General features: G+C 65.8%; 20 protein-coding genes and 1 other RNA gene. 11 read left to right on the forward strand and 10 right to left on the reverse strand.

Features of this window, described 5'->3' with window-relative positions; genetic code table 11:
- Positions 1–38: 38 nt before the first annotated feature.
- The 9 genes from ACTJI6_RS09085 to ACTJI6_RS09125 form a co-directional block, all read right to left on the reverse strand.
- On the reverse strand, positions 39–716 hold the full coding sequence (locus tag ACTJI6_RS09085) for a hypothetical protein (RefSeq protein WP_126154821.1): 678 nt from the start codon (positions 714–716) through the stop codon (positions 39–41).
- Positions 713–2,770, reverse strand: coding sequence for an ATP-binding protein (locus ACTJI6_RS09090; RefSeq protein ID WP_440799961.1), 2,058 nt, complete (start codon positions 2,768–2,770; stop codon positions 713–715). The genes ACTJI6_RS09085 and ACTJI6_RS09090 overlap by 4 nt, the downstream gene beginning before the upstream one ends.
- A 102-nt stretch (positions 2,771–2,872) precedes the next feature.
- Complete coding sequence (locus ACTJI6_RS09095) at positions 2,873–3,085, reverse strand: hypothetical protein (protein WP_440799964.1); 213 nt, start codon at positions 3,083–3,085, stop codon at positions 2,873–2,875.
- 57 nt (positions 3,086–3,142) lie between these two features.
- A complete protein-coding gene (locus tag ACTJI6_RS09100) occupies positions 3,143–3,388 on the reverse strand; it encodes a hypothetical protein (protein ID WP_103173705.1) in 246 nt (81 codons plus the stop codon).
- Between the two features lie 130 nt (positions 3,389–3,518).
- A complete protein-coding gene (locus ACTJI6_RS09105) occupies positions 3,519–3,938 on the reverse strand; it encodes a hypothetical protein (protein ID WP_440799968.1) in 420 nt (139 codons plus the stop codon).
- 81 nt (positions 3,939–4,019) lie between these two features.
- The gene (locus tag ACTJI6_RS09110) at positions 4,020–4,166 is read right to left on the reverse strand and encodes a hypothetical protein (RefSeq protein WP_164555228.1); all 147 of its coding nucleotides are present in this window, start codon (positions 4,164–4,166) and stop codon (positions 4,020–4,022) included.
- 198 nt (positions 4,167–4,364) lie between these two features.
- The gene (locus ACTJI6_RS09115) at positions 4,365–5,897 is read right to left on the reverse strand and encodes an acyl-CoA carboxylase subunit beta (protein ID WP_126154825.1); all 1,533 of its coding nucleotides are present in this window, start codon (positions 5,895–5,897) and stop codon (positions 4,365–4,367) included.
- Between the two features lie 170 nt (positions 5,898–6,067).
- Positions 6,068–6,164: signal recognition particle sRNA small type (ffs, locus tag ACTJI6_RS09120), an RNA gene on the reverse strand.
- Positions 6,165–6,203: 39 nt separating this feature from the next.
- Complete coding sequence (locus ACTJI6_RS09125) at positions 6,204–8,057, reverse strand: bifunctional 2',3'-cyclic-nucleotide 2'-phosphodiesterase/3'-nucleotidase (protein ID WP_440799973.1); 1,854 nt, start codon at positions 8,055–8,057, stop codon at positions 6,204–6,206.
- 260 nt (positions 8,058–8,317) lie between these two features.
- On the opposite strand from ACTJI6_RS09125, the gene ACTJI6_RS09130 reads away from it, so the two are divergent.
- On the forward strand, positions 8,318–8,770 hold the full coding sequence (locus ACTJI6_RS09130; protein ID WP_440799976.1) for a hypothetical protein: 453 nt from the start codon (positions 8,318–8,320) through the stop codon (positions 8,768–8,770).
- Here ACTJI6_RS09130 and ACTJI6_RS09135 read toward each other — a convergent pair.
- Positions 8,767–9,624: a prephenate dehydratase gene (locus tag ACTJI6_RS09135; protein ID WP_440799978.1), complete on the reverse strand. Its 858-nt coding sequence runs from the start codon at positions 9,622–9,624 to the stop codon at positions 8,767–8,769. The two genes, ACTJI6_RS09130 and ACTJI6_RS09135, sit on opposite strands and share 4 nt — an antisense overlap.
- Positions 9,625–9,739: 115 nt before the next feature.
- Here ACTJI6_RS09135 and ACTJI6_RS09140 point away from each other — a divergent pair, with 115 nt between their 5' ends.
- From ACTJI6_RS09140 to ACTJI6_RS09185, 10 genes are all read left to right on the forward strand, one after another.
- Positions 9,740–10,276 (forward strand): c-type cytochrome, encoded by a 537-nt coding sequence (locus tag ACTJI6_RS09140; RefSeq protein WP_126154906.1) that lies wholly within the window; start codon positions 9,740–9,742, stop codon positions 10,274–10,276.
- A gap of 145 nt (positions 10,277–10,421) precedes the next feature.
- Positions 10,422–12,284: an extracellular solute-binding protein gene (locus ACTJI6_RS09145; protein WP_440799980.1), complete on the forward strand. Its 1,863-nt coding sequence runs from the start codon at positions 10,422–10,424 to the stop codon at positions 12,282–12,284.
- Positions 12,285–12,377: 93 nt separating this feature from the next.
- The gene (locus ACTJI6_RS09150; RefSeq protein WP_440799982.1) at positions 12,378–13,454 is read left to right on the forward strand and encodes a microcin C ABC transporter permease YejB; all 1,077 of its coding nucleotides are present in this window, start codon (positions 12,378–12,380) and stop codon (positions 13,452–13,454) included.
- On the forward strand, positions 13,454–14,557 hold the full coding sequence (locus ACTJI6_RS09155; protein ID WP_440799984.1) for an ABC transporter permease: 1,104 nt from the start codon (positions 13,454–13,456) through the stop codon (positions 14,555–14,557). Before ACTJI6_RS09150 ends, ACTJI6_RS09155 begins: the two co-directional genes overlap by 1 nt.
- Positions 14,554–16,152, forward strand: a complete 1,599-nt coding sequence (locus ACTJI6_RS09160) for an ABC transporter ATP-binding protein (protein WP_440799986.1) — start codon at positions 14,554–14,556, stop codon at positions 16,150–16,152. The genes ACTJI6_RS09155 and ACTJI6_RS09160 overlap by 4 nt, the downstream gene beginning before the upstream one ends.
- The gene (locus ACTJI6_RS09165) at positions 16,149–17,366 is read left to right on the forward strand and encodes a glycosyltransferase (RefSeq protein WP_440799988.1); all 1,218 of its coding nucleotides are present in this window, start codon (positions 16,149–16,151) and stop codon (positions 17,364–17,366) included. The genes ACTJI6_RS09160 and ACTJI6_RS09165 overlap by 4 nt, the downstream gene beginning before the upstream one ends.
- Positions 17,367–17,394: 28 nt before the next feature.
- Positions 17,395–18,813 carry a cysteine--tRNA ligase gene (gene cysS, locus ACTJI6_RS09170; protein WP_440799990.1) on the forward strand — a complete coding sequence of 473 codons (1,419 nt, stop codon included), beginning with the start codon at positions 17,395–17,397 and terminating at the stop codon, positions 18,811–18,813.
- On the forward strand, positions 18,810–19,589 hold the full coding sequence (locus ACTJI6_RS09175) for a squalene/phytoene synthase family protein (protein WP_440799992.1): 780 nt from the start codon (positions 18,810–18,812) through the stop codon (positions 19,587–19,589). The genes cysS and ACTJI6_RS09175 overlap by 4 nt, the downstream gene beginning before the upstream one ends.
- Positions 19,590–19,667: 78 nt before the next feature.
- Positions 19,668–20,537, forward strand: a complete 870-nt coding sequence (locus ACTJI6_RS09180; RefSeq protein ID WP_440799994.1) for an ABC transporter permease — start codon at positions 19,668–19,670, stop codon at positions 20,535–20,537.
- Entirely contained in the window at positions 20,534–21,346 is an 813-nt protein-coding gene (locus ACTJI6_RS09185) for an ABC transporter permease (protein ID WP_440799996.1), read from the forward strand. The genes ACTJI6_RS09180 and ACTJI6_RS09185 overlap by 4 nt, the downstream gene beginning before the upstream one ends.
- The last annotated feature ends 27 nt before the right edge of the window (positions 21,347–21,373 follow it).

A 21,373-nucleotide genomic window follows, 5' to 3' on the forward strand; every position in this document is an offset into this window, starting at 1 on the left:
GTTCGACATGAGCACGACATCCTACAACCCGCGCCCCATTACTGGCCGAACCGGCCCGATGCCGGGTTATTCCCCGCGCTGAGCCGCGTCTTTTCAGCCTGAATCCACGTTGTGACGCCCGCTTTGGTTTCCGCAAGGCGGGCTTTTTGCCGCGAATCGCTCAGCCTGGCGACGGCCTCGCTGCCGCCGGTCAGATGGGCCAGCAGGAAGGCCATCGCTTCTTCGCCCAGGTCGATCGCCTCGATCTTCATCTCGATATAGTGGCGATACATCCGCGCGGCCCTCTGCGCGCCGATCCGGTTCAGCCGCAAGGCGCGCAGATCGGCGATCATCGCGCCGATGGTGGCAAGCTGGTTGTAATACTGCACCACCGGATCGACGACGCGGAAGGGCAGGACGTGGATGTCCTCGACGATGGCGCTGAACAGGCGGTCGTTGTGTTCGGTCGGGATCACCGGGAAGAAGCCGCCGCCCTTCAGGATCAGCGCCTCGATCTCGGCGCCATAGCGGGGCAGGTTCTGGCCCTTCAGCGTCGCGACATGCACGCGGATTTCGGCGTAAAGCGCGCCCTGCACGTCGCGGACGCGTTCGGCGCGCGCGGCACGGTCCCGCGCCGCGCTGAGAAGATGCGTCACCACCCAGCCGCCCGCGACCACCGCGCCGCCGATCATGGCGGCGACGACGCGGGCGTCGGACAGGGTGGCGGCGACGCTCATTCGAATTCCAGGATCACGTCATCGACCTTGAGGCTTTGGCCCGGTTCGGCATTGACCGACTTCACCACCGACTTGCGTTCGGCGCGCAGGATGTTTTCCATCTTCATCGCCTCGACCGTGGCAAGCGCCTGGCCTTCCTGAACCTCGTCGCCGACGGCCACGTTGATCTTCACCACCAGGCCCGGCATCGGGCACAGCAGGAACTTCGACGTATCCGGCGGCAGCTTTTCGGGCATCAGCCGGGCCAGTTCGGCGGTGCGGGGACGGCGGACCTGCACCTTCAGGTCGGCGCCGCGCGTGCGCAGGCGGAAACCGGCGGGGATCTTGTCGACCTTCAACACCAGCGGGCGGCCGTCCACCAGCAGCCGGGCAAGCGTCTGGCCGGGCTTCCAGTCGCTTTCGACGCGCAGGTCGCGGCCGTTCACGGCGACCGTCGCGCCGTCGCGGTCGGCGCGGATGCGCACCGGCACCTCGCGGTCACCGACGAAGACCACCCAGTTTTCGCCGACGCGGCGTTCGTGGTTGTCCAGCCGCCCGCTGATCCGGGCGCGGCGGATCTCGGCCACGCGGTGCATGGCCGATGCCGCCGCCGCGACGCGGGCCAGTTCGTCCCCAGGCAGCGTGGCGCCTTGGAAGCCATCGGGATATTCCTCGGCGATGAAGGCCGTGGTGATGTCGCCCGAGACGAATTTCGGATGATCCATCACCGCCGACAGGAAGGGCAGGTTGTGGCCGATCCCCTCGACCTCGAATTCGTCCAGGGCGACGCGCATCCCTTCGATGGCCTCGGCCCGCGTCGGCGCCCAGGTGCACAGCTTGGCGATCATCGGGTCATAGAACATGCTGATCTCGCCGCCCTCGTAGACGCCGGTATCGTTGCGCACCCCGGTCTGGGCCACGGCAGGCGTGTCGCCGGGATGGGCGGGCACCCAGCGGTCGGCCTGTTGCATCGGCCCGGCCGCCTTCTCGACCGGCGGGCGATAGCGGGTCAGCCGCCCGATCGAGGGCAGGAAGTTGCGATAGGGATCCTCGGCATACAGGCGGCTTTCCATCGCCCAGCCGTTGATCTTCAGATCCGACTGCGCGAAGGGCAGGGCTTCGCCTGCGGCGACGCGGATCATCTGTTCCACCAGGTCGATGCCGGTGATCAGTTCGGTGACCGGATGTTCCACCTGAAGCCGGGTGTTCATCTCCAGGAAATAGAAGTTCTTCTGGCCGTCCACGATGAATTCCACCGTGCCCGCGCTTGTATAGCCCACCGCCTTCGCCAGGGCGACCGCCTCTTCGCCCATCGCACGGCGGGTTTCGGGGTCGAGGAAGGGCGAGGGCGCCTCTTCGATGACCTTCTGGTTGCGGCGCTGGATGGAACATTCGCGTTCGTGCAGATAGACCGCGTTGCCGTGCTTGTCGGCCAGCACCTGGATTTCGATGTGGCGCGGCTGGGTCACGAATTTCTCGATGAAGATGCGGTCGTCGCCGAAGCTGCTGGCCGCCTCGTTCTTCGAGGATTGGAAGCCCTCGCGCGCTTCCTCGGCGTTCCAGGCGATGCGCATCCCCTTGCCGCCGCCGCCCGCAGACGCCTTGATCATCACCGGATAGCCGATCTGATCGCTGATCCTCACCGCCTCGTCCGCGTCCGCGATCAGGCCCATATAGCCCGGCACGGTGGAAACCCCGGCCTCCTGCGCGATCTTCTTCGAGGTGATCTTGTCGCCCATCGCCTCGATCGCCGGGGACGGCGGGCCGACGAAGATCACGCCTTCCTTCTCAAGCGCCTCGGCGAATTTCATGTTCTCGGACAGGAAGCCGTATCCGGGATGGACGGCCTCGGCGCCGGTCTGGCGGATGGCGTCCATGATCTTGTCGATCACGATATAGGACTGGTTGGCGGGGGGCGGGCCGATATGGACGGCCTCGTCGGCCATCTTGACATGCAGCGCGTTGCGGTCGGCGTCGGAATAGACGGCGACGGTGGCGATGCCCATCTTGCGGGCGGTCTTGATGACGCGGCAGGCGATCTCGCCCCGGTTGGCGATCAGGATTTTCTTGAACATGGGCGGCCCCCCCGGCCAGGCATGAAAAAGCCGCCCAGGGGCGCAAGGCCCCGGGCGGCGATCGATGGGTCGCGGCGCGACGTGCGCGCCGGGATCAGCGCGTTATTGGCAAAGCCGCACGTCGTTGCACAGCGCACCGGCCGCGCCGCCGATGGCAGCGCCCTTGACGACGTTGTGGCCGCCGACATGGGCGACGGTCGCGCCCACGCCCGCGCCGATAAGCGCGCGGTCGGTGTCGGTCGGGTTGATGCCCTGGGTGCAGCCCGCAACGGCAGTCGCGCCGACAAGGGCGGCAATGGCAAGGAATTTGGACATGTCTGTCTTCCTGTGAGGTGATTGGCTGGACGGGAACGCCCGCCCAGCCGGTCAGGTTCAGTAACGACGCTGGCAGACGCCGGCGTCGTCGCACAGCGCGCCGCCCACGGCGCCGATAGCCGCGCCGGTTGCCAGATCCTCATCCAGGGCCTTGGCGATGACCGCACCGGCGACGGCGCCGCCAGCCGCGCGCTGCGCATCGGGCGACAGGCCGGTCGCGGTGCCATAGCCTTGGTCGCAGGCCGCCAGGCCCAGAAGAACGAAAGCGCCAGCGGCGACACGGGTGAACAGCGAAGTCTGCATAAGGATTTGCCTGTATAGTGGGCCGGATGACCGGCCGTTGAAGGATGGTGACCGACTATCGCACAGCCGGGGGCAAGGTCAAACTGACATGGGTGTGACTTCAAGGCCCTAGGCAGCAAATTGCGCATTCTCAACGATCCGCCGGATGGTCGTCGTCGCCGTCGTCCCAATCGTCTTCCTCCCAGCCGAAATCAGGCGGGCTGTCCTGGGCGAACAGTTCGGGGAAAGACGCCTCGGCGGCGGCCATGTCGACTTGCAGCAACTGGTCGTAATCGGCGGGATCGAAGGCGCCGACGGGCTTGACCTCGCGCCCGATCAGCCAACCCAGGCGGCCTGCGTCCAGGTTGCCGCGAACGAAGGGTTCGTCTCCGAAATGTTCGATCAGCGCGGCCAGGAAACCGGCATCGGCGCGGCGGTCGGCCGGCTTGCGGTCGCGGAAGCGTTCGCGCCGGGTGATCGGCGTCGCGCCCTTCTTGCGGTTTTCGCGGCGGATGACGAATTGGAAATCGGTGCCGGGAAGGCGTCCCGGAAAGCCCCGGTGTTTCAGCATGATGTGCCCCTTTTGTCGGGGCGGGCCGGGCCGGAAAGGCGCGGGCAGCCGGACCGCCCGCGCAATGTCAGTCGGTTCGGCTCAGTTGGCGCCGTATTTGCCCTGATAGACCGGCTCGGTCGTGACCGGGTTGGCGGCGGGCACATAGACTTCGGGTTCGGGGGCCTGACGCTGGCACGCCGCAAAGGCCGAGACCAGCACGAGGCTGAGGATGATTTTCTTCGACATGTCGTCACGCTCCTGTAAAGCGGGCGCGGCTGCGCCCGTCTGCTCGGGTTCAGGGGGATGTCTTCATGCACCGCCCCGCCGGGCATGATAGCGGCGGCACGCAGGCGCAGACAGGCGGGCCGGGCGGCGGGCATCAAATGTCCCGCAGCCTGTGGCCAGCCTGCATCATTCACGCGTTTGTGCAACACCGTTAGCACCTTACAAAGGAATGTTGTCGTGCTTCTTCCAGGGATTCGACAGCTGCTTGGTGCGCAGGCTGGCGAAGGCGCGGGCGATGCGCTTGCGGGTCGAATGGGGCTGGATCACCTCGTCGATGAAGCCCTTTTCGGCGGCCACGAAGGGATTGGCGAAGCGGCCTTCGTAATCGCGGGTCCGGGCGGCGATCTTGTCGCTGTCGCCCAGTTCGCTGCGATACAGGATCTCGACCGCGCCCTTGGCGCCCATCACCGCGATTTCCGCCGTGGGCCAGGCATAGTTGAAATCGCCGCGCAGATGCTTGGACGCCATCACGTCATAGGCGCCGCCATAAGCCTTGCGGGTGATGACCGTGACCTTCGGCACCGTCGCCTCGCCATAGGCGAACAGCAGCTTGGCGCCGTGCTTGATGACGCCGCCATATTCCTGTCCCGTGCCCGGCAGGAAGCCCGGCACGTCCACGAAGGTCAGGATCGGAATTTCGAAAGCGTCGCAGAAGCGCACGAAGCGCGCGGCCTTGCGGGAGCTGTCGATGTCCAGACACCCGGCCAGCACCATCGGCTGGTTGGCGACGACGCCCACTGTGCGGCCCTCGATACGGATGAAGCCCACGATGATGTTGCCCGCGAAATCCTTCTGGATCTCGTAGAAGTCGCCCTCGTCCGCGACCTTCACGATCAGCTCTTTCATGTCATAGGGCTGGTTCGGATTGTCGGGAATGAGGGTGTCCAGGCTCTCCTCGATCCGTGCGGGGTCGTCGAAGAAGGGCCGCACCGGCGCCTTGTCGCGGTTGTTCAGCGGCAGGAAATCGAACAGGCGGCGGATTTCGGTCAGGGCTTCCACGTCGTCCTCGAAGGCGCCGTCGGCGACCGAGGATTTCTTCGTATGGGTGGACGCCCCGCCAAGCTGTTCGGCGGTCACGACCTCGTTCGTCACCGTCTTGACCACGTCCGGGCCGGTCACGAACATGTAAGAGGTATCCTTCACCATGAAGATGAAGTCGGTCATTGCCGGGCTATAGACCGCGCCGCCCGCGCAAGGCCCCATGATGACGCTGATCTGCGGCACCACGCCCGAGGCCATGATGTTGCGCTGGAACACGTCGGCATAGCCCGCAAGCGACGCCACGCCTTCCTGGATCCGGGCGCCACCCGAATCGTTCAGTCCGATCACCGGCGCGCCGTTCTGCATCGCCATGTCCATGATCTTGCAGATCTTCTGGGCATGGGTTTCGGACAGCGACCCGCCGAAGACGGTGAAGTCCTGCGAAAACACATAGACCATGCGGCCGTTGATCGTGCCCCAGCCGGTCACCACCCCGTCGCCATAGGGGCGGTCCGCCTCCATCCCGAAATCGGTGGATCGGTGGGTGACGAACATGTCGAATTCTTCGAAGCTGCCTTCGTCCAGCAGGATTTCGATGCGTTCGCGCGCCGTCAGCTTGCCCCGTGCGTGCTGCGCGTCGATCCGCCGCTGCCCGCCGCCCAAGCGGGCCTGCGTCCTGCGGTCTTCCAGTTCCTGAAGAATATCCTTCATCGCAGCACCTCCCGCTTGTTGCGCCGAAGCCTAGTCAGGCGGGGAAGGGCAGGGAAGCAAAATCAAGAAAATTTGCAAACTATGTTTTTCATCCAAAGAGAAAAATGAAAATCTGCAAACCAACGGGCGCCGAAGTGCTGCGCGCTGCGGTCGTTCGGATGGGGGGGAGGGGTGAGAGGCTGGACAACGACCCAAGCGGGGCTCGTTACGGCTGCTTCCTTCCGGACCTGACCGGGTTGGCGAGGCGCCTGCCCGCGCCAACCTCTCAGGCGGATAGATAGTGCGCCGCGCGGCGCGATGCAACCGTCAAAGATGCAGGCGCACCACCGCGAAGTCGCCGTCGGATCTGCCCACATGCTCCATGCGCCTGCCGCAGCGGGCGGAGATTTCGGGCAGAAGGGGCAGGGCCTGGGGTCCGGTCTCGAACAGGGCCGAGGTTCCGGGCATCGGCAGGAAATGCCAGGCGGGGGCGGCTTCGATCGACAGGTGGCGGCGCTGGCGCAGGTAATCGCGGATCACGTCGCGGGTCGGCGGTCCGGGCGGCAGAATCACTGGCGTTCCCGCCGTCAGCGGCGCGAACAGCCCGCAGGCCGCCAGGCGATAGGAATTGGTCGCCAGCACGAAGCGATCGTCGTCGGCCAGGGCGCCGCCGCGCCAGGTCAGGTCGCGCACCCGACTGCCGCCCGTCGCGCGGCCGTCCTGCGCGAAGGCGGGGGGGCGGGACAGGTCGATGTCCCAGCAGAGATCCTGGATGACATCGAACTGATAGGCCGGAAAGCCCGGATCGGTCAGCGGCTGGTCAGAACAGCCAGGCCGGATCTGCCGGAACAGGCTGGCCGACCGCTCCAGCCAGCCGCGCAAGTCCGCCCCGGTGACCAGCAGGGCGCAAATGCGGTTCGGAAAGGAATAGATGTCGGTCAGGTTGCCCAGCCGCAGCCGCCCCGGCGCCACATCGGTGTAATGGTCAGGACCGCCCCGGCCCCCTGCCCGGAAAGGCGCGGCGGCGGACAGAACCGGGATTCCGTCCAGCCGCGTGCCCTTCAGGCTTTTGCGCACGAACCAGCGTTGCGCCATATTCACCAGGCGCAACGCCGGATCGACTCCGACCAGGGCGAAATAGCTGCTGATGCGCCGGTCGCTGTGGCCGATGCGGCGGCGCAGATGGGTCTGGGTCAGCCGATGCGTGGCCGCCACCGCGCGCAGGACGGCGGGCGAGGCGGGCTGGTCGGGCGCCACCCTCTCGCACCGGGCAGAGGCGTGGGACAGGCGCCATCCCGTTTCCTGGTCATGAGTCAGCGACAGGTCGATGACCCCCAGATGCGATCCGCCGAAACCGGGCATCACGGCGGGCTTGCCCGACAGGGTGGCGCCTGCGGCGCCGCTGCCCGCGCGTGGAAAAACCTCGTGCGTGTGGCCCGCGACGATCACGTCCACCCCGTCCAGGGCGGCCAGGTCGGCTGCGACGTTTTCCGCGCCGGGACGGGACGGGCGGTCGGAAATCCCGCTATGGGCCAAGGCCACGACCAGTTCCGCGCCCTCCGCGCGGATCCGGGGCAGGACGCGGCGCGCGGTCTCCAGGATGTCGGCGCAGGCCATCTGCCGCGACAGGTCGCGGTCCCAGGCGGTCGTCTGCGGCGGCAGAAAGCCAACCACGCCGATGCGCAGCACCAGGCGACGTCCTGATGCGGTCAGGACCGGCTTGTCCAGGATAGTGAAGCCGGGAAAATCCGCCCGGCTCCGCAACCTCAGGTTGGCCGCCAGAAAGGGAAACCGCGCCTGCCGCGCCGCCGATTGCAGCACGTCCAGCCCGAAGGCAAAGTCGTGATTGCCGATGGCGGCGGCGTCATAGCCCATCAGGTTCATGGCGGCGATGGCGGGATGGCTCTTGGTGCCCGCGCGCGCCGCCTGATCGCCCAGGGGCGTTCCCTGAAGGAAATCGCCGTTGTCCAGCAGCAGCGTGTTACGCGCCGCCGCCCTGTGCCTGTCCACCAGCGAGGCGATTTGCGCCAGGCTGCCCCGCGCGCAGGGCCGGTCTGCCAGATAGTCGTGGGGCAGCAGCTTCATGTGCATGTCGGTGGTGGCCAGGATCCGCAGGGCGACAGGGTCGGCGGCACCGGCAGAAAGATCGCATGCGCAGATCTCGTCCGTTGCGTCCCGCATCACAAAAAACCCCGATTACAGACCGGCTTGGCATCCGCGCCAAACCGTAACCTACCCGGAGGGAGTGCATCTTCTCAACCCTAGATTGTCAAAGCGGACGATTAATGCCGGGGTCGGAGCATATTCGTCACAGACGCGGGGATGCGATCGGCGGGTCTCTGCGGGGCGCCGTCCTTGCGGTTGAACACGACGCCTCCGGTGCCTTATGAACCCAGGGTCGCGGCAGCCGCGCCGGGGTCGGGAGGAGGGTCAAGGCAGGCATGAAATTTTCGTCCCGCATCGACACCGACAGATCGTCGGCCGAGCTTTTCGACCTCATCGGCGACTTTTCCCGAAGCGAACGCGCCTTGGCCGCCCGAGGTGCCCAGGTCCGCCGGATCGATCCGTCCCTTGAACCCGGCACCGGCCTGGGCTGGGTGATCCGGTTCCACTGGCGGGGCGGGCTGCGCATCGTGCGGATGGACGTGACGCGCTTCGACCGGCCGTCGCATATCACGCTGGACGGGCACTCCGACCAGTTCGACCTGGCGATCAACCTTACCGTCGTCGCGCTCAGCCGGGTGAAATCGCGCCTGCTGTTCGAAACCGAAATCCGCCCCCGCACCATGCGCGCCCGCCTGCTGCTGCAAACCGCCAAGCTGGGCAAGGCGCAGCTGGACCGCAAATACGACCAGCGGATCGCCGATTTCGTGGCCTACCTGCGCGCCGTCTAGGCGTCTTGGCGCTGCGCCTCGCGCAGGGGATCGGCGGGATAGACGCCCAGCATGTCCAGGGACGAGGTGAAATAGCGCAGTTCTTCCAGCGCGCGTTGCAGGGCGGGATCCTCGGGATGGCCTTCGACATCGGCATAGAACTGCGTTGCGGTGAACACGCCGTCGACCATATAGCTTTCCAGCTTTGTCATGTTGATGCCGTTCGTCGCGAACCCGCCCATCGCCTTGTAGAGCGCGGCGGGAATGTTGCGGACCCGGAAGACGAAGCTGGTCAGCATCCGGTCCGACCGGCGGCTGTAATCGGGCTGGCGCGACATGATCAGGAAGCGGGTGGTATTGTTCTGCCGGTCCTCGATCTGGTCGGCCAGTCGGTCCAGGCCATAGATCTCGCCCGCCAGGGGCGAGGCCAGGGCCGCCAGCGACGGATTGCCGCGGGACGCCACCTCTTTGGCGGATCCGGCGGTGTCGGCCCCGGTCACGGCGCGGATGCCGTGGCGGCGCATGAAGCCCCGGCACTGGCCCAGAAGAACCGTGTGGCTCATCGCCTCGCGCACTTCGGACAGGGCGGCGCCGGGGACGGCCAGCAGGCTGATATGGACGCGGACGAAGGCTTCCTCGACGATGTGCAGGCCGGATTCAGGCAGCAGGTGGTGGATGTCGGCCACCCGGCCATAGGTGGAATTTTCCACCGGCAGCATGGCCAGGTCGGCCTGGTGGCTGCGCACGGCCTCGATCACGTCCTCGAAAGTGCGGCAGGGCAGGGCCTCCATGTCGGGGCGGGCCTTGCGGCAGGCCTCGTGGCTGTAGGCGCCGGGTTCGCCCTGGAAGGCGATGCGGTTGGTGGGGGTCGTCATGGGCCGCTGTCCGAATTTTGACTGGTGGCGCGGTAACTATACCTTGATCCTTCAAAGCGAAAGCGGATAGATACCCGTCGAATTGACGAGCTTACCAATGCGGGGATCGCACGCGATGTTCAACACCATGACCGTGACCAAGGCCGCAGGCGCGCTGATCGGCGCGCTGCTGTTCCTGATGCTGGCCAACTGGGCGGCAAGCGGCCTGTATCACGTCGGCGCCGCCGGCCACGGCGGCGAGGGCGAAGAGCACGCGCAGGCCTATACCATCCCGGTCGAGGACGCGGCGGGCGGCGAAGAAGCGGTCGAGGAGACCATCGACTTTGCCGCGCTGATGGCCTCGGCCGATGTCGCGGCGGGCGAAAAGGATTTCGGCAAGTGCAAGGCCTGCCACAAGCTGGACGGCACCGACGGCGTCGGCCCGCACCTGAACGGCGTGGTGGGCCGCGCAGTCGCCTCGGTCGGCGGTTTCAGCTATTCGCCCGCCATGGTCGAACACGCCGCCGAGGCGCCGGAATGGACGCATGAAGCCTTGCAGGAATTCCTGGCCAACCCCAAGGGCGTGGTGCCGGGCACCAAGATGTCCTTCGCGGGCCTGAAGGATCCGCAGGACCGCGCCGACATCATCGCCTATCTGGAATCCCAGCAGTAAGCCGGGCCTGCGGCAAGACCCGAAGGCGCATCGCGAGATGCGCCTTTTTCATGGCCCGCGCTCGCGCCGATTTCACGAAATCGCGGCTTGATCGCGCCCCCGGCGCTGCCTAGCGTGCAGCAGACATCACAGCCGGAGTTCGCCGATGCGCCGCCTTGCCCTGATCGCCGCCCTTGCCCTTGCCCCGGCCTCTGCCGCCCTGTCGCAAGAGGCACCGGCGGCCGAAGGGGGCGAGAAGGTCATCAAGACCCACGCCATCGCGCTGTTCGGCGAACCGGCGCTGCCCGCCGATTTTCCGCATTACCCCTATGTGAATCCCGATGCGCCGAAAGGGGGCGAGATTTCCTTCGGCGCGGTCGGCGGCTTTGACAGCTTCAACCCCTTCACCCATCGGGGCCGCGCCATCGCGCTGTCGGTGATCCAGCTGGAACGGCTGATGGACAGCCCGGCGGACGAACTGGGGGTGGATTACTGCCTGCTGTGCGAGACGCTGGAATATCCCGAAAGCAAGGATTGGGTGATCTTCAACCTGCGCCCCGAAGCGAAGTTCAGCGACGGCACGCCCCTGACCGCCCATGACGTTCTGTTCAGCTTCGAAACCCTGCGCGACAAGGGCCTGTCGTCCTTCCGGATGGCGATGCGGCAGATGATCGCCAAGGCCGAGGTTCTGGACGACCACCGCATCAAGTTCACCTTCGCCGAAGGCTATCCCCGCCGCGACGTGATTTCCCAGATGGGCAACCAGATCGTCTTCTCGAAAAAGGACTTCGAGGAGAATAACCGCGATCTGGAGCAGAGCAGCAACATCCCATTCATCGGCTCTGGCCCCTATATGTTCGACCGCGCCGACATGGGCCGCACCATGGTCGTCAAGCGCAACCCCGACTACTGGGGCAGGGATCTGCCCATCAACAAGGGCCGCTTCAACTTCGACCGCATCCGGTACGAGATGTTCGGCGATTTCGACAGCGCGTTCGAGGCGTTCAAGGCGGGCGAATACACGTTCCGCAACGAGACCTCCTCGATGCACTGGTCCACGCGCTATGACTTTCCGGCGCTCGCCTCGGGCGCGGTGGTGCGCGAGGAACTGGCCGATGGCACGATCGCCACCGGCGACGGCTGGGTCTTCAACCTGCGGCGCGAGAAGTTCCAGGACATCCGCGTCCGCGAAGCGATCGGGCTGATGTTCAACTTCGAATGGACCAACCAGACGCTGCTGTACGGCCTGGAAACCCGCGTCAATTCCTTCTGGGACAACAGCGAATTCCGCGCCGACGGCCCCCCGTCCGACGCGGAACGGGCGCTGTTGGAACCCGTCGCGGGCGATCTGCCCGATGGCATCCTGACCGACGACGCGGTGGTCCAGCCCGTGTCCGGCGAACGCCAGCTTGACCGCCAGAACATGCGCCGCGCCGTGGCCCTGCTGGATCAGGCCGGGTGGACCGTGGGAACCGACGGGATGCGCCGCAACGCCGACGGCCAGACCCTGACGGTCGAGATCCTGAACGACGACGTGGGCAACGACCGCATCATCAACCCCTTCATCCAGAATCTGCGCGCCATCGGCATCGACGCCATGAACCGCCGCGTGGACAATGCCGAGATGCAGCTTCGCACCCGGTCCAAGGATTTCGACATGGTCGAAGACAGCCTGGGCCAGTCCTATGCCATCGGCGGCTATGCGGGCCAGGTCTTCGGGTCCGAGGACAAGGACGACGTGTTCAACCCGATGGGCCTGGCGAACCCGGCCATCGACAGGCTGCTGGAGATCGGCCAGCAGGCCACCACGCAGGAAGACAACATCACCGCCATCAACGCGCTTGACCGGGCGCTGCGCAGCCTGCGCTTCTGGGTGCCGAAATGGTTCAAGGCCGAATACACGCTGGCCTATTACGACATCTATCGCCATCCCCAGGCCATGCCGCCCTATGCGCTTGGCACGCTGGATTTCTGGTGGGCCGATACCGCGCGCGAGGCCGAGCTGAAGGCCAAGGGCGCGATCCGCTGACCGGGGCGCACTTGATTTCCAGCCGGTCCCGACCCACAAGGGCGGGATAAGGAAACAGGGCCGCGAAGGCCCGGAAGGGGCAAGGTCGATCCGATGGGCGCCTATATCCTGCGGCGGCTGCTGCTGATCATCCCGACGCTGATCGGGATCATGGTGGTGAACTTCACCCTGACGCAATTCGTCCCCGGCGGTCCCATCGAACAGATCGCGGCCCAGGTTCAGGGATCGGGCGACGCCTTCAGCAACATCTCGGGCGCGGGCGCAGGCGCCGATACCGGCGTGGTCGAGGGATACGAGGGCGCGCGCGGCCTGCCCCCCGAATTCATCGCCCAGCTTGAGAAGGAATTCGGCTTCGACAAGCCTCCGCTGGAACGCTTCCTGACGATGATGGGCAATTACCTGACCTTCGATTTCGGCACCAGCTGGTTCCGGTCGATCAGCGTCATCGACCTGGTGATCGAGAAGATGCCTGTGTCGATCACCCTGGGGCTGTGGTCGACGCTGCTGGCCTATCTGATCTCGATCCCGCTGGGGATCCGCAAGGCGATGCGGGACGGGTCGCGCTTCGATACCTGGACCTCGGCGGTCATCATCATGGCCTATGCGATCCCGGCGTTTCTGTTCGCGGTGCTGCTGATGGTGCTGTTCGCGGGCGGCAGCTATTGGCAGTGGTTCCCGCTGCGCGGCCTGACCAGCGACAACTTCGCGGACCTGTCGCTGTGGGGCAAGATCAAGGACTATGCCTGGCACGCGACGCTGCCGGTCGTCGCCTCGACCATTTCCAGCTTTGCCACGCTGACCCTGCTGACCAAGAACAGCTTCCTGGACGAGATCAACAAGCAATACGTCATGACCGCCCGCGCCAAGGGCCTGACCGAACGGCGCGTGCTGTACGGCCATGTCTTCCGCAACGCCATGCTGATCGTGATCGCGGGCTTTCCAGCCGTCTTCCTGGGCGTGTTCTTCGGGGCAAGCATCCTGATCGAGACGGTCTTTTCACTGGACGGCCTTGGCCGCCTGGGCTTCGAGGCGGCGGTGCAGCGCGATTATCCGGTGATCTTCGGCACGCTTTACGTCTTCGGCCTTCTCAGCCTGGTCGTGGGGATCCTGTCGGACATGATGTATGTCTTTGTCGATCCCCGCATCGACTTTGAATCGAAGGCCGGCTGATGGCGCTGTCGGAACTCAACCGCCGCCGCTGGCGCAATTTCCGCCGCAACGGCCGGGCCTTCTGGTCGCTGGTGATCTTTTCGGTGCTGTTCGTGCTGGCGATGTTCGCGGAAATCGTCGCCAACGACAAACCCATCGTCGCCAGCTATCGCGGTGAACTCTATTTCCCGGCCTACAACTTCTATCCCGAAACGGCCTTCGGCGGCGATTTCGGGACCGAGGCGATCTATACCGACCCCGCCGTGCAATGCCTGATCGTCACCGGCGGCAGTCAGGACTGCTGGGACACGCCCGAGGATCTGGTCGCCGCCGTGGACGCAGGCACCAGCGACATTCCGAAGGACCAGCAGGGCTGGATGATCTGGCCCCCGATCCCGTTCCATTATTCCACCATCAACAATGTCGGCAGCGCGCCAAGCGCCCCGGACGCCACGCATTGGCTGGGCACCGACGACACCGCCCGCGACGTGCTGGCGCGGGTCATCTATGGTTTCCGCATCTCGATCCTGTTCACGCTGATCGTGACGGTGGTGGCGTCCACCGTGGGGATCGCGGCGGGGGCGATCCAGGGATACTTCGGCGGGCGCACGGATCTGGTGTTCCAGCGGGTTCTGGAGATCTGGGCCTCCACCCCGTCGCTTTACGTCATCATCATCCTGTTCGCGATTCTGGGGCGCAGCTTCTGGCTGCTGGTCTTCGTGACCATCCTGTTCGGCTGGCCCGCGCTTGTGGGGGTGGTGCGGGCGGAATTCCTGCGGGCGCGGAATTTCGAATATGTCCGCGCCGCCCGCGCCCTGGGCGTGTCCGACCGCACCATCATGTTCCGCCACATCCTGCCCAATGCCATGGTCGCCACGCTGACCATGCTGCCCTTTGTCGTCACGGGCACGATCAGCGGGCTGGCCGCGCTGGACTACCTGGGCTACGGCCTGCCCGCCTCGGCCCCGTCGCTGGGAGAACTGGCGTTGCAGGCCAAGCAGAACCTGCAAGCGCCCTGGCTGGCCTTCACCGCCTTTTTCACCTTTGCCATCATGCTGTCGCTGCTGGTCTTCATCTTCGAAGGCGTGCGCGATGCCTTCGATCCCCGAAAGACCTTCAAATGACCGAAGCCGTCCTGTCGGTCCAAGACCTGCGCATCAGCTTCCGCCAAGAGGGCAGGGTCGTGCCCGCCGTGAAGGGCGTCAGCTTCCAGATCGGCAAGGGCGAGACCGTGGCCTTGGTCGGCGAATCCGGGTCGGGCAAGTCGGTCACGGCGCTGTCCACCGTGCGCCTGCTGGGCGATTCCGCCGTCATCGAGGGGTCGGTGAAATACACGGGGCGCGAGATGGTCGATGCGCCCGAAAAGGTGCTGCGCGACATTCGCGGCGACGACATCAGTTTCATTTTTCAGGAACCGATGACATCCCTGAACCCGCTGCACACGCTGGAAAAGCAGTTGGGCGAAAGCCTGGCACTGCACCAGGGGCTGACCGGCGCGCGGGCTCGGGCGCGGATAGTGGACTTGCTGACCCGCGTTGGCATCCGCGATCCCGAATCGCGGCTGGCGGATTATCCGCACCAACTGTCCGGCGGGCAGCGGCAGCGGGTGATGATCGCCATGGCGCTTGCCAACGGCCCGGAACTGCTGATCGCCGATGAACCCACCACCGCGCTGGACGTGACGATCCAGGCGCAGATCCTGGACCTGCTGGCGGAACTGAAGGCCGACGAGGGGCTGTCGATGCTGTTCATCAGCCACGATCTGGGCATCGTGCGCCGCATCGCCGACCGCGTCTGCGTGATGAAGGACGGAGAGATCGTCGAACAAGGCCCGGTCGAGGCGATCTTCGCCGATCCGCAGCACGAATACACCCGCAAGCTGCTGGCCGCCGAGCCGACCGGCCGTGCCGATCCCGTGCCCGAGGGCGCCGAGACGATGGTCGAGACGCGCGACCTCAAGGTCTGGTTTCCGATCCAGCGGGGACTGCTGCGCCGGACGGTGGGCCATGTGAAGGCCGTGAACGGCGCCACCCTGACCGTGCGGGCCGGGGAAACGCTGGGGATCGTCGGTGAATCGGGCAGCGGCAAGACCACGCTGGCCCTGGCGATCATGCGGCTGATCGCCAGCGACGGGCCGATCCTGTTCCTGGGCCAGGACATTTCCCGCTGGCAGTCGCGCCAGCTGCGCCGCTTGCGCCGCGACATGCAGATCGTGTTCCAGGATCCCTTCGGCAGCCTGTCGCCGCGCATGACCGTCGAACAGATCATCGCCGAGGGCCTGGGCGTCCACGGCGTCGAAAAGGGCAGCGAGCGCCGACGAATGGTCGCCGACATCATGGCCGAGGTCGGGCTGAACCCCGACACCATGCACCGCTATCCGCACGAATTTTCCGGTGGGCAGCGCCAGCGCATCGCCATCGCCCGCGCCATGATCCTGCGCCCCAAGGTGGTGGTGCTGGACGAACCGACAAGTGCGCTGGACATGACGGTGCAGGTGCAGATCGTCGGTCTGCTGCGCGGATTGCAGCGGAAATACGGGCTGGCCTTCCTGTTCATCAGCCACGACCTGCGCGTGGTCCGCGCCATGTCACACAAGATCATGGTCATGCGCGCGGGCGAGGTGGTCGAACAGGGCGCGACCGCCGACATCTTCGACAGCCCGCAGCAGGATTACACCCGCGCGCTTCTGGCGGCGGCGTTCCGCGACCGCAGCGCATGAAGATCCTGTTCGTCCACCAGAATTTCCCCGGCCAGTTTCCGCATCTGGCCCCGGCCCTGGCGGCGCGCGGCCATCAGGTTCTGGCGCTGACGGACGAAAAGAACCAGCGGCCCAGCCCGGTCCCGACCGTCCGCTACAAGACGCCCGATGCGGTGCAGGTGAACGGGCTGGGCCGCAGCTATGCCGGTCACGCCGAACGCGGCTATCTGGCGGCGCGCGGCGCGCGGGCCTTGCGCGACCGGCACGGCTTCACGCCCGATCTGATCATCGGCCATTCCGGCTGGGGCGAGACGCTGTTCCTGCGCGAGATCTGGCCCGACGCCCGGCTGCTGATCTATGCCGAGCTTCTGTACCGCACGCGCGGCCACGATGTCGGATTCGATCCCGAATTCCAGGAAACCACCGACGAATCCCGCATGCTGGCCATCGCCCGGTCGGCCCATCTGGTCCAGGGTCTTGTCCAGGCGGATGCCGCCATCGCCCCCACCCGATACCAGGCCGACAGCTTTCCGCCCGAACTGCGCGGCAAGATCACCGTGATCCATGACGGCATCGACACCGCCCGCGTTCGCCCGAATCCGGCTGCCCGCCTGACACTGCCGGGCGGGCCGGTGCTGCGCGCCGGGGACGAGGTTCTGTCCTATGTCAGCCGCTCTCTGGAACCCTATCGCGGCTTTCACATCTTCATGCGCGCGCTGCCCGCCGTGCTGGCCGCCCGCCCGCAGGCGCAGGTGGTCGTTGTTGGCGCCGAGGGCACCAGCTATGGCAACGCGCCCAAGGAAGGCGGCAGCTGGAAGGCGCGGATGCTGGCGGAACTGGGCGATCTGGATCTGTCGCGGGTGCATTTCCTGGGGCGCGTCGCCTATGACGACTATCTGGCGCTGATCCAGGTCGCGCGCGTCCATTGCTATCTGACCTATCCCTTCGTGCTGTCCTGGTCCCTGACCGAGGCGATGGCGGCGGGCGGCTATGTGGTGGCCTCGGACACGGAACCCGTGCGCGAACTGATCCGCGACGGGGAAAACGGGCGGCTGGTGCCGTTCTTCGACGTGGCGGCGCTGTCGTCCGCCCTGGTCGGGGGCCTTGCGGGCGATCCCGACGCCGGCCGGCTGCGGGCGGCGGCGCGGGCGACGATCCTGGACGGCTATGACCTGCATCGCCACAGCCTGCCCCGCCAGATCGAATGGGTGGAAAGCCACGCGCCGATGGGCTAAGCCCGCAGCGTTGGAAGAAAGGCGCATCATGGTCGACATCCGGCTGACGAATACCCGCACCCGAGCAAAGCAGCCCTTCACGCCGCTGGATCCGCGGAACGTGCGCCTCTATCTCTGCGGACCCACCGTCTATGACCGCGCGCATCTGGGCAATGCCCGGCCCGTGCTGGTCTTCGACGTGCTGGTGCGGCTGCTGCGCCATGTCTATGGCGCGGATCAAGTGACCTATGTCCGCAACATCACCGACGTGGACGACAAGATCAACGCCCGCGCCGCCGCCACCGGCCGCACCATCCGTGAAATCACCGAGGAAACGGTGGCCTGGTATCATCAGGACATGGACGCCCTGGGCGCGCTGCGCCCCGACCATGAACCCCGCGCGACTGAATATATCGTGCAGATGATCGCCATGATCGAAACCCTGATTGCGCGCGGCAACGCCTACAAGGCCGAGGGTCATGTGCTGTTCGACGTGCGGTCCTTCCCGGATTATGGCCGCCTGTCGGGCCGGTCGGTCGATGACATGATCGCTGGCGCGCGGGTCGAGGTCGCGCCTTTCAAGCGCGATCCGATGGATTTCGTGCTGTGGAAACCCTCGGATGCCGATCAGCCCGGATGGGACAGTCCTTGGGGTCGGGGCCGTCCGGGTTGGCATATCGAATGCTCGGCCATGTCCGAGGCGCTGCTGGGGCCCAGCTTCGACATCCACGGCGGCGGCATCGACCTGCAATTCCCGCACCATGAAAACGAGGTCGCGCAAAGCTGCTGCGCCCATCCGGGGGCCGGCTTCGCCAGTGTCTGGCTGCATAACGAGATGTTGCAGGTCGAGGGCAAGAAGATGTCCAAATCCCTGGGCAATTTCTTCACCGTCCGCGACCTGCTGGACCGCCGCATCGCCGGAGAGGTGATCCGCTATGTCCTGCTGTCCACCCATTACCGCAAGCCGATGGACTGGACCCAGGCCAAGGCCGACGAGGCGCGCGACATCCTGTGGCAATGGCGGCTGCTGACCAAGGACGCGGAACCCGCCGCCGCGCCGCATCCCGAGGTGGTCGAGGCCATCGCCAACGACCTCAACACCCCCGGCGCCATCGCCGTGCTGCACCGGCTGAAGGACGATCCGGCCACGCTGCTGGCCTCGGCCCGGTTCATCGGGCTGTTGCAGGCGGGCGACGACGACTGGATGCGGGCCGATTACCAGGCGCTCGACAGCCAGGCGGATTACAAGGATTTCGACCAGATCCTGACCGCCTTGCAGGACAGGCTGGCGGCGATCCGCGCGCAGGCGATGGACAGCAAGGATTTCTCGCATCTGGATCAGGCCAAATCCGACCTGACCGCCGCCGGGTTGGAGGTGCGCATGTCCAAGGCGGGGATCGAACTGCTGGTGCGCCCGACAACCGTCCAGAAGGATGTCGTCCGCATTGCCGAGCGGCTGCTGACGTGACGCTGGACGCCTGCACCGATCTGGTGCGGACGCAGGATCCCGACCGCTTTGGCGCGACTCTGGTCGCCGCGCCGCCGGATCGCCCTGCCTTGATAACGCTTTATGCGCTGAACCTCGAAATCGCGCGGGCGCCGTTCCAGTCCGCCGAACCCATGCTGGCCGAGATGCGGCTGCAATGGTGGATCGACCGGCTGGAGGAGATGGGGACGGGTCAGCCGCCGCCGTTGCACGATGTGCTGACGCCCCTGTGGGACGCGTGGGGAGCCGATGCCGGACGGCTGGCGCCGCTGGCCGAGGCGCGCCGCCGCGATTGCGAAAGACAGCCCTTCGACAGCGCCGATGCCGTCGCGGCCTATGTCGCGGATACGGCGGGACGGCTGATGGTCAGGGCCGCCGAACGGCTGGGCGCGCAGGGCGCGGCACTGGATGTTGCCGCCCACCAGGGGCTGGGCGCGGGGCTGGCTGCCTGGCTGCGCGCGCTGCCCCGGTTGCAACCGATCGGCCTGGGACTGGCCGCCGAGGATACCGCAGAGACCGCCGCCCTGGCGGGCCTGGCGCGCGAGGCTCTGGCCCGCGCGGCCCGGTCGCGGGCCATGCTGCCAAAGCGGGCAGCGGCGGCGCTGTATCCCGGTCCGCGCATCCTGCCCTTTCTGGAGACGGTTCGTCGAGGCGACATCAACTCCTATCAACAACCAATTGAAATAACGCCGTTTCAGCGCCGTTCTTCTTTGGCTTGGCTGGTGCTGACCGGACGCTGGTGGCGGCAGGGCGGATAAAATCGGCCGCATAAACCCTCTTTTCACCCTTTCCCCGATATGAAAGGAATTGGACGGGCGCGCGGCAGGAAGGATCGTATGGCCAAGGGGTTGGATGCACAGGCCAGGCAGGGCTATGCCCTGATCGCGCCGCCGTTCCTGTATGCGCTGCTGATCCTGGCCGCGCCCTTGCTGACCATCCTGACCTACAGCTTCCTGACGGACGGCTACCTTGAGGTCGTGCGCGACTTCACACTTGCCAATTACGTCCAGGTCTGGACCGATCCCATCGTCCGCACGGTGATGATGCGGTCGTTGACGGTCTCGGCCCTGGTGACGCTGGTCACGGTGCTGCTGGCCTTTCCGGTGGCCTATTACGTCAGCTTCATGGTGCGGCCCGAAAAGAAGGCGACCTGGCTGTTCCTGATCACGATTCCCTTCTGGACCAGCTATCTGATCCGCGTGTTCCTGTGGAAGGTGATCCTGGGCTATAACGGCGTCATCAACTCCAGCCTGACCGGGCTGGGGATCATCGACGAACCGCTGACCTTCATCCTGTATAACGTCAACTCCATCGTCATCACGCTGGCCCATGCCTATGCGCCCTTCGCGATCCTGCCGATCTTCGTCGCCCTGGAAAAGATCGACCGTTCGCTGCTGGAGGCCGGGCGGGATCTGGGCGAAAGCCGGGCGATGACCTTCTGGCGGGTGACGCTGCCCCTGGCGATGCCGGGCGTCCTGGCGGCGGTGCTGATCGTCTTCATCCCGACCATCGGCGATTACGTCACGCCCGAACTGATCGGCGGCGGCAAGATCCCGATGATCGCCAACCTGATCCAGGTGCAGATGCTGGCCCTGGACAACCGCCCGCTGGGATCGGCGCTGGCGGTGACGGCCATGGCCATCGTGGCGCTTGTCAGCGTGGTCTTCCTGTTCATCAACCGCCGCTTCCTGAAGGTGCGGTCGTGAAGGGGCAGGGGCGCGGTTTGCAGGTCTATGCGCTGTTCTACCTGCTGTTTCTCTATGCGCCGATCATCCTGCTGCCGCTATTCGCCTTCAATTCCGGCACGATCATCGCCTTTCCGCTGCAAGGCTTCACGACCGGCTGGTTCGCGCAGATGTGGGCCAATGCCACGTTGCGCACCGCGCTGACCAATTCGCTGATCATCGCGGTCAGCGCCTCGATCCTGGCGACCTGCCTTGGCATCTTCGCGGCCCGCGCCTCGACCCGGTTCGAGTTTCCGGGCAAGGGCGGCATGATGGGATTCATCCTGCTGCCGATGGTGCTGCCGGAAATCATCGTCGCCATGTCGCTGCTGGTGGTGCTGCTGGGCATGGGCGTGCAGCTGTCGATCCTGACCGTGATCGTCGGGCATACGCTGATCTGCATGCCCTATGCCATCGCCATCCTGACCACGGCCTTTTCCAGCCTGGACAAGTCGCTGGAAGAAGCGGCCTATGACCTGGGCGAAACCCGGTGGAGCGCGTTTCGCCTGATCACGCTGCCCCTGGTCATGCCGGGCATCATCAGTTCGCTGCTGATTTCCTTCACGATCAGCCTGGATGAATTCATCATCGCCTTCTTCCTGGCGGGCAACCAGCCGACGCTGCCCACCTATATCTTCAGCCAGTTGCGCTTTCCCAAGCAGATCCCGATGATCATGGCCCTGGGCACGGCCCTGGTGGCGCTGTCCATCGTGCTGCTGGCCCTGGGCGAATATTTCCGCCGCCGCGGCAATGCCCGCATGGGCGGCAATCCGACCGGAGGCTTCCTGTGAGCGAGACCCGATACGATCGGCTGGATG

The sequence above is a fragment of the Paracoccus sp. 22332 genome (assembly GCF_052045125.1).
Classification (GTDB): domain Bacteria; phylum Pseudomonadota; class Alphaproteobacteria; order Rhodobacterales; family Rhodobacteraceae; genus Paracoccus; species Paracoccus haematequi_A.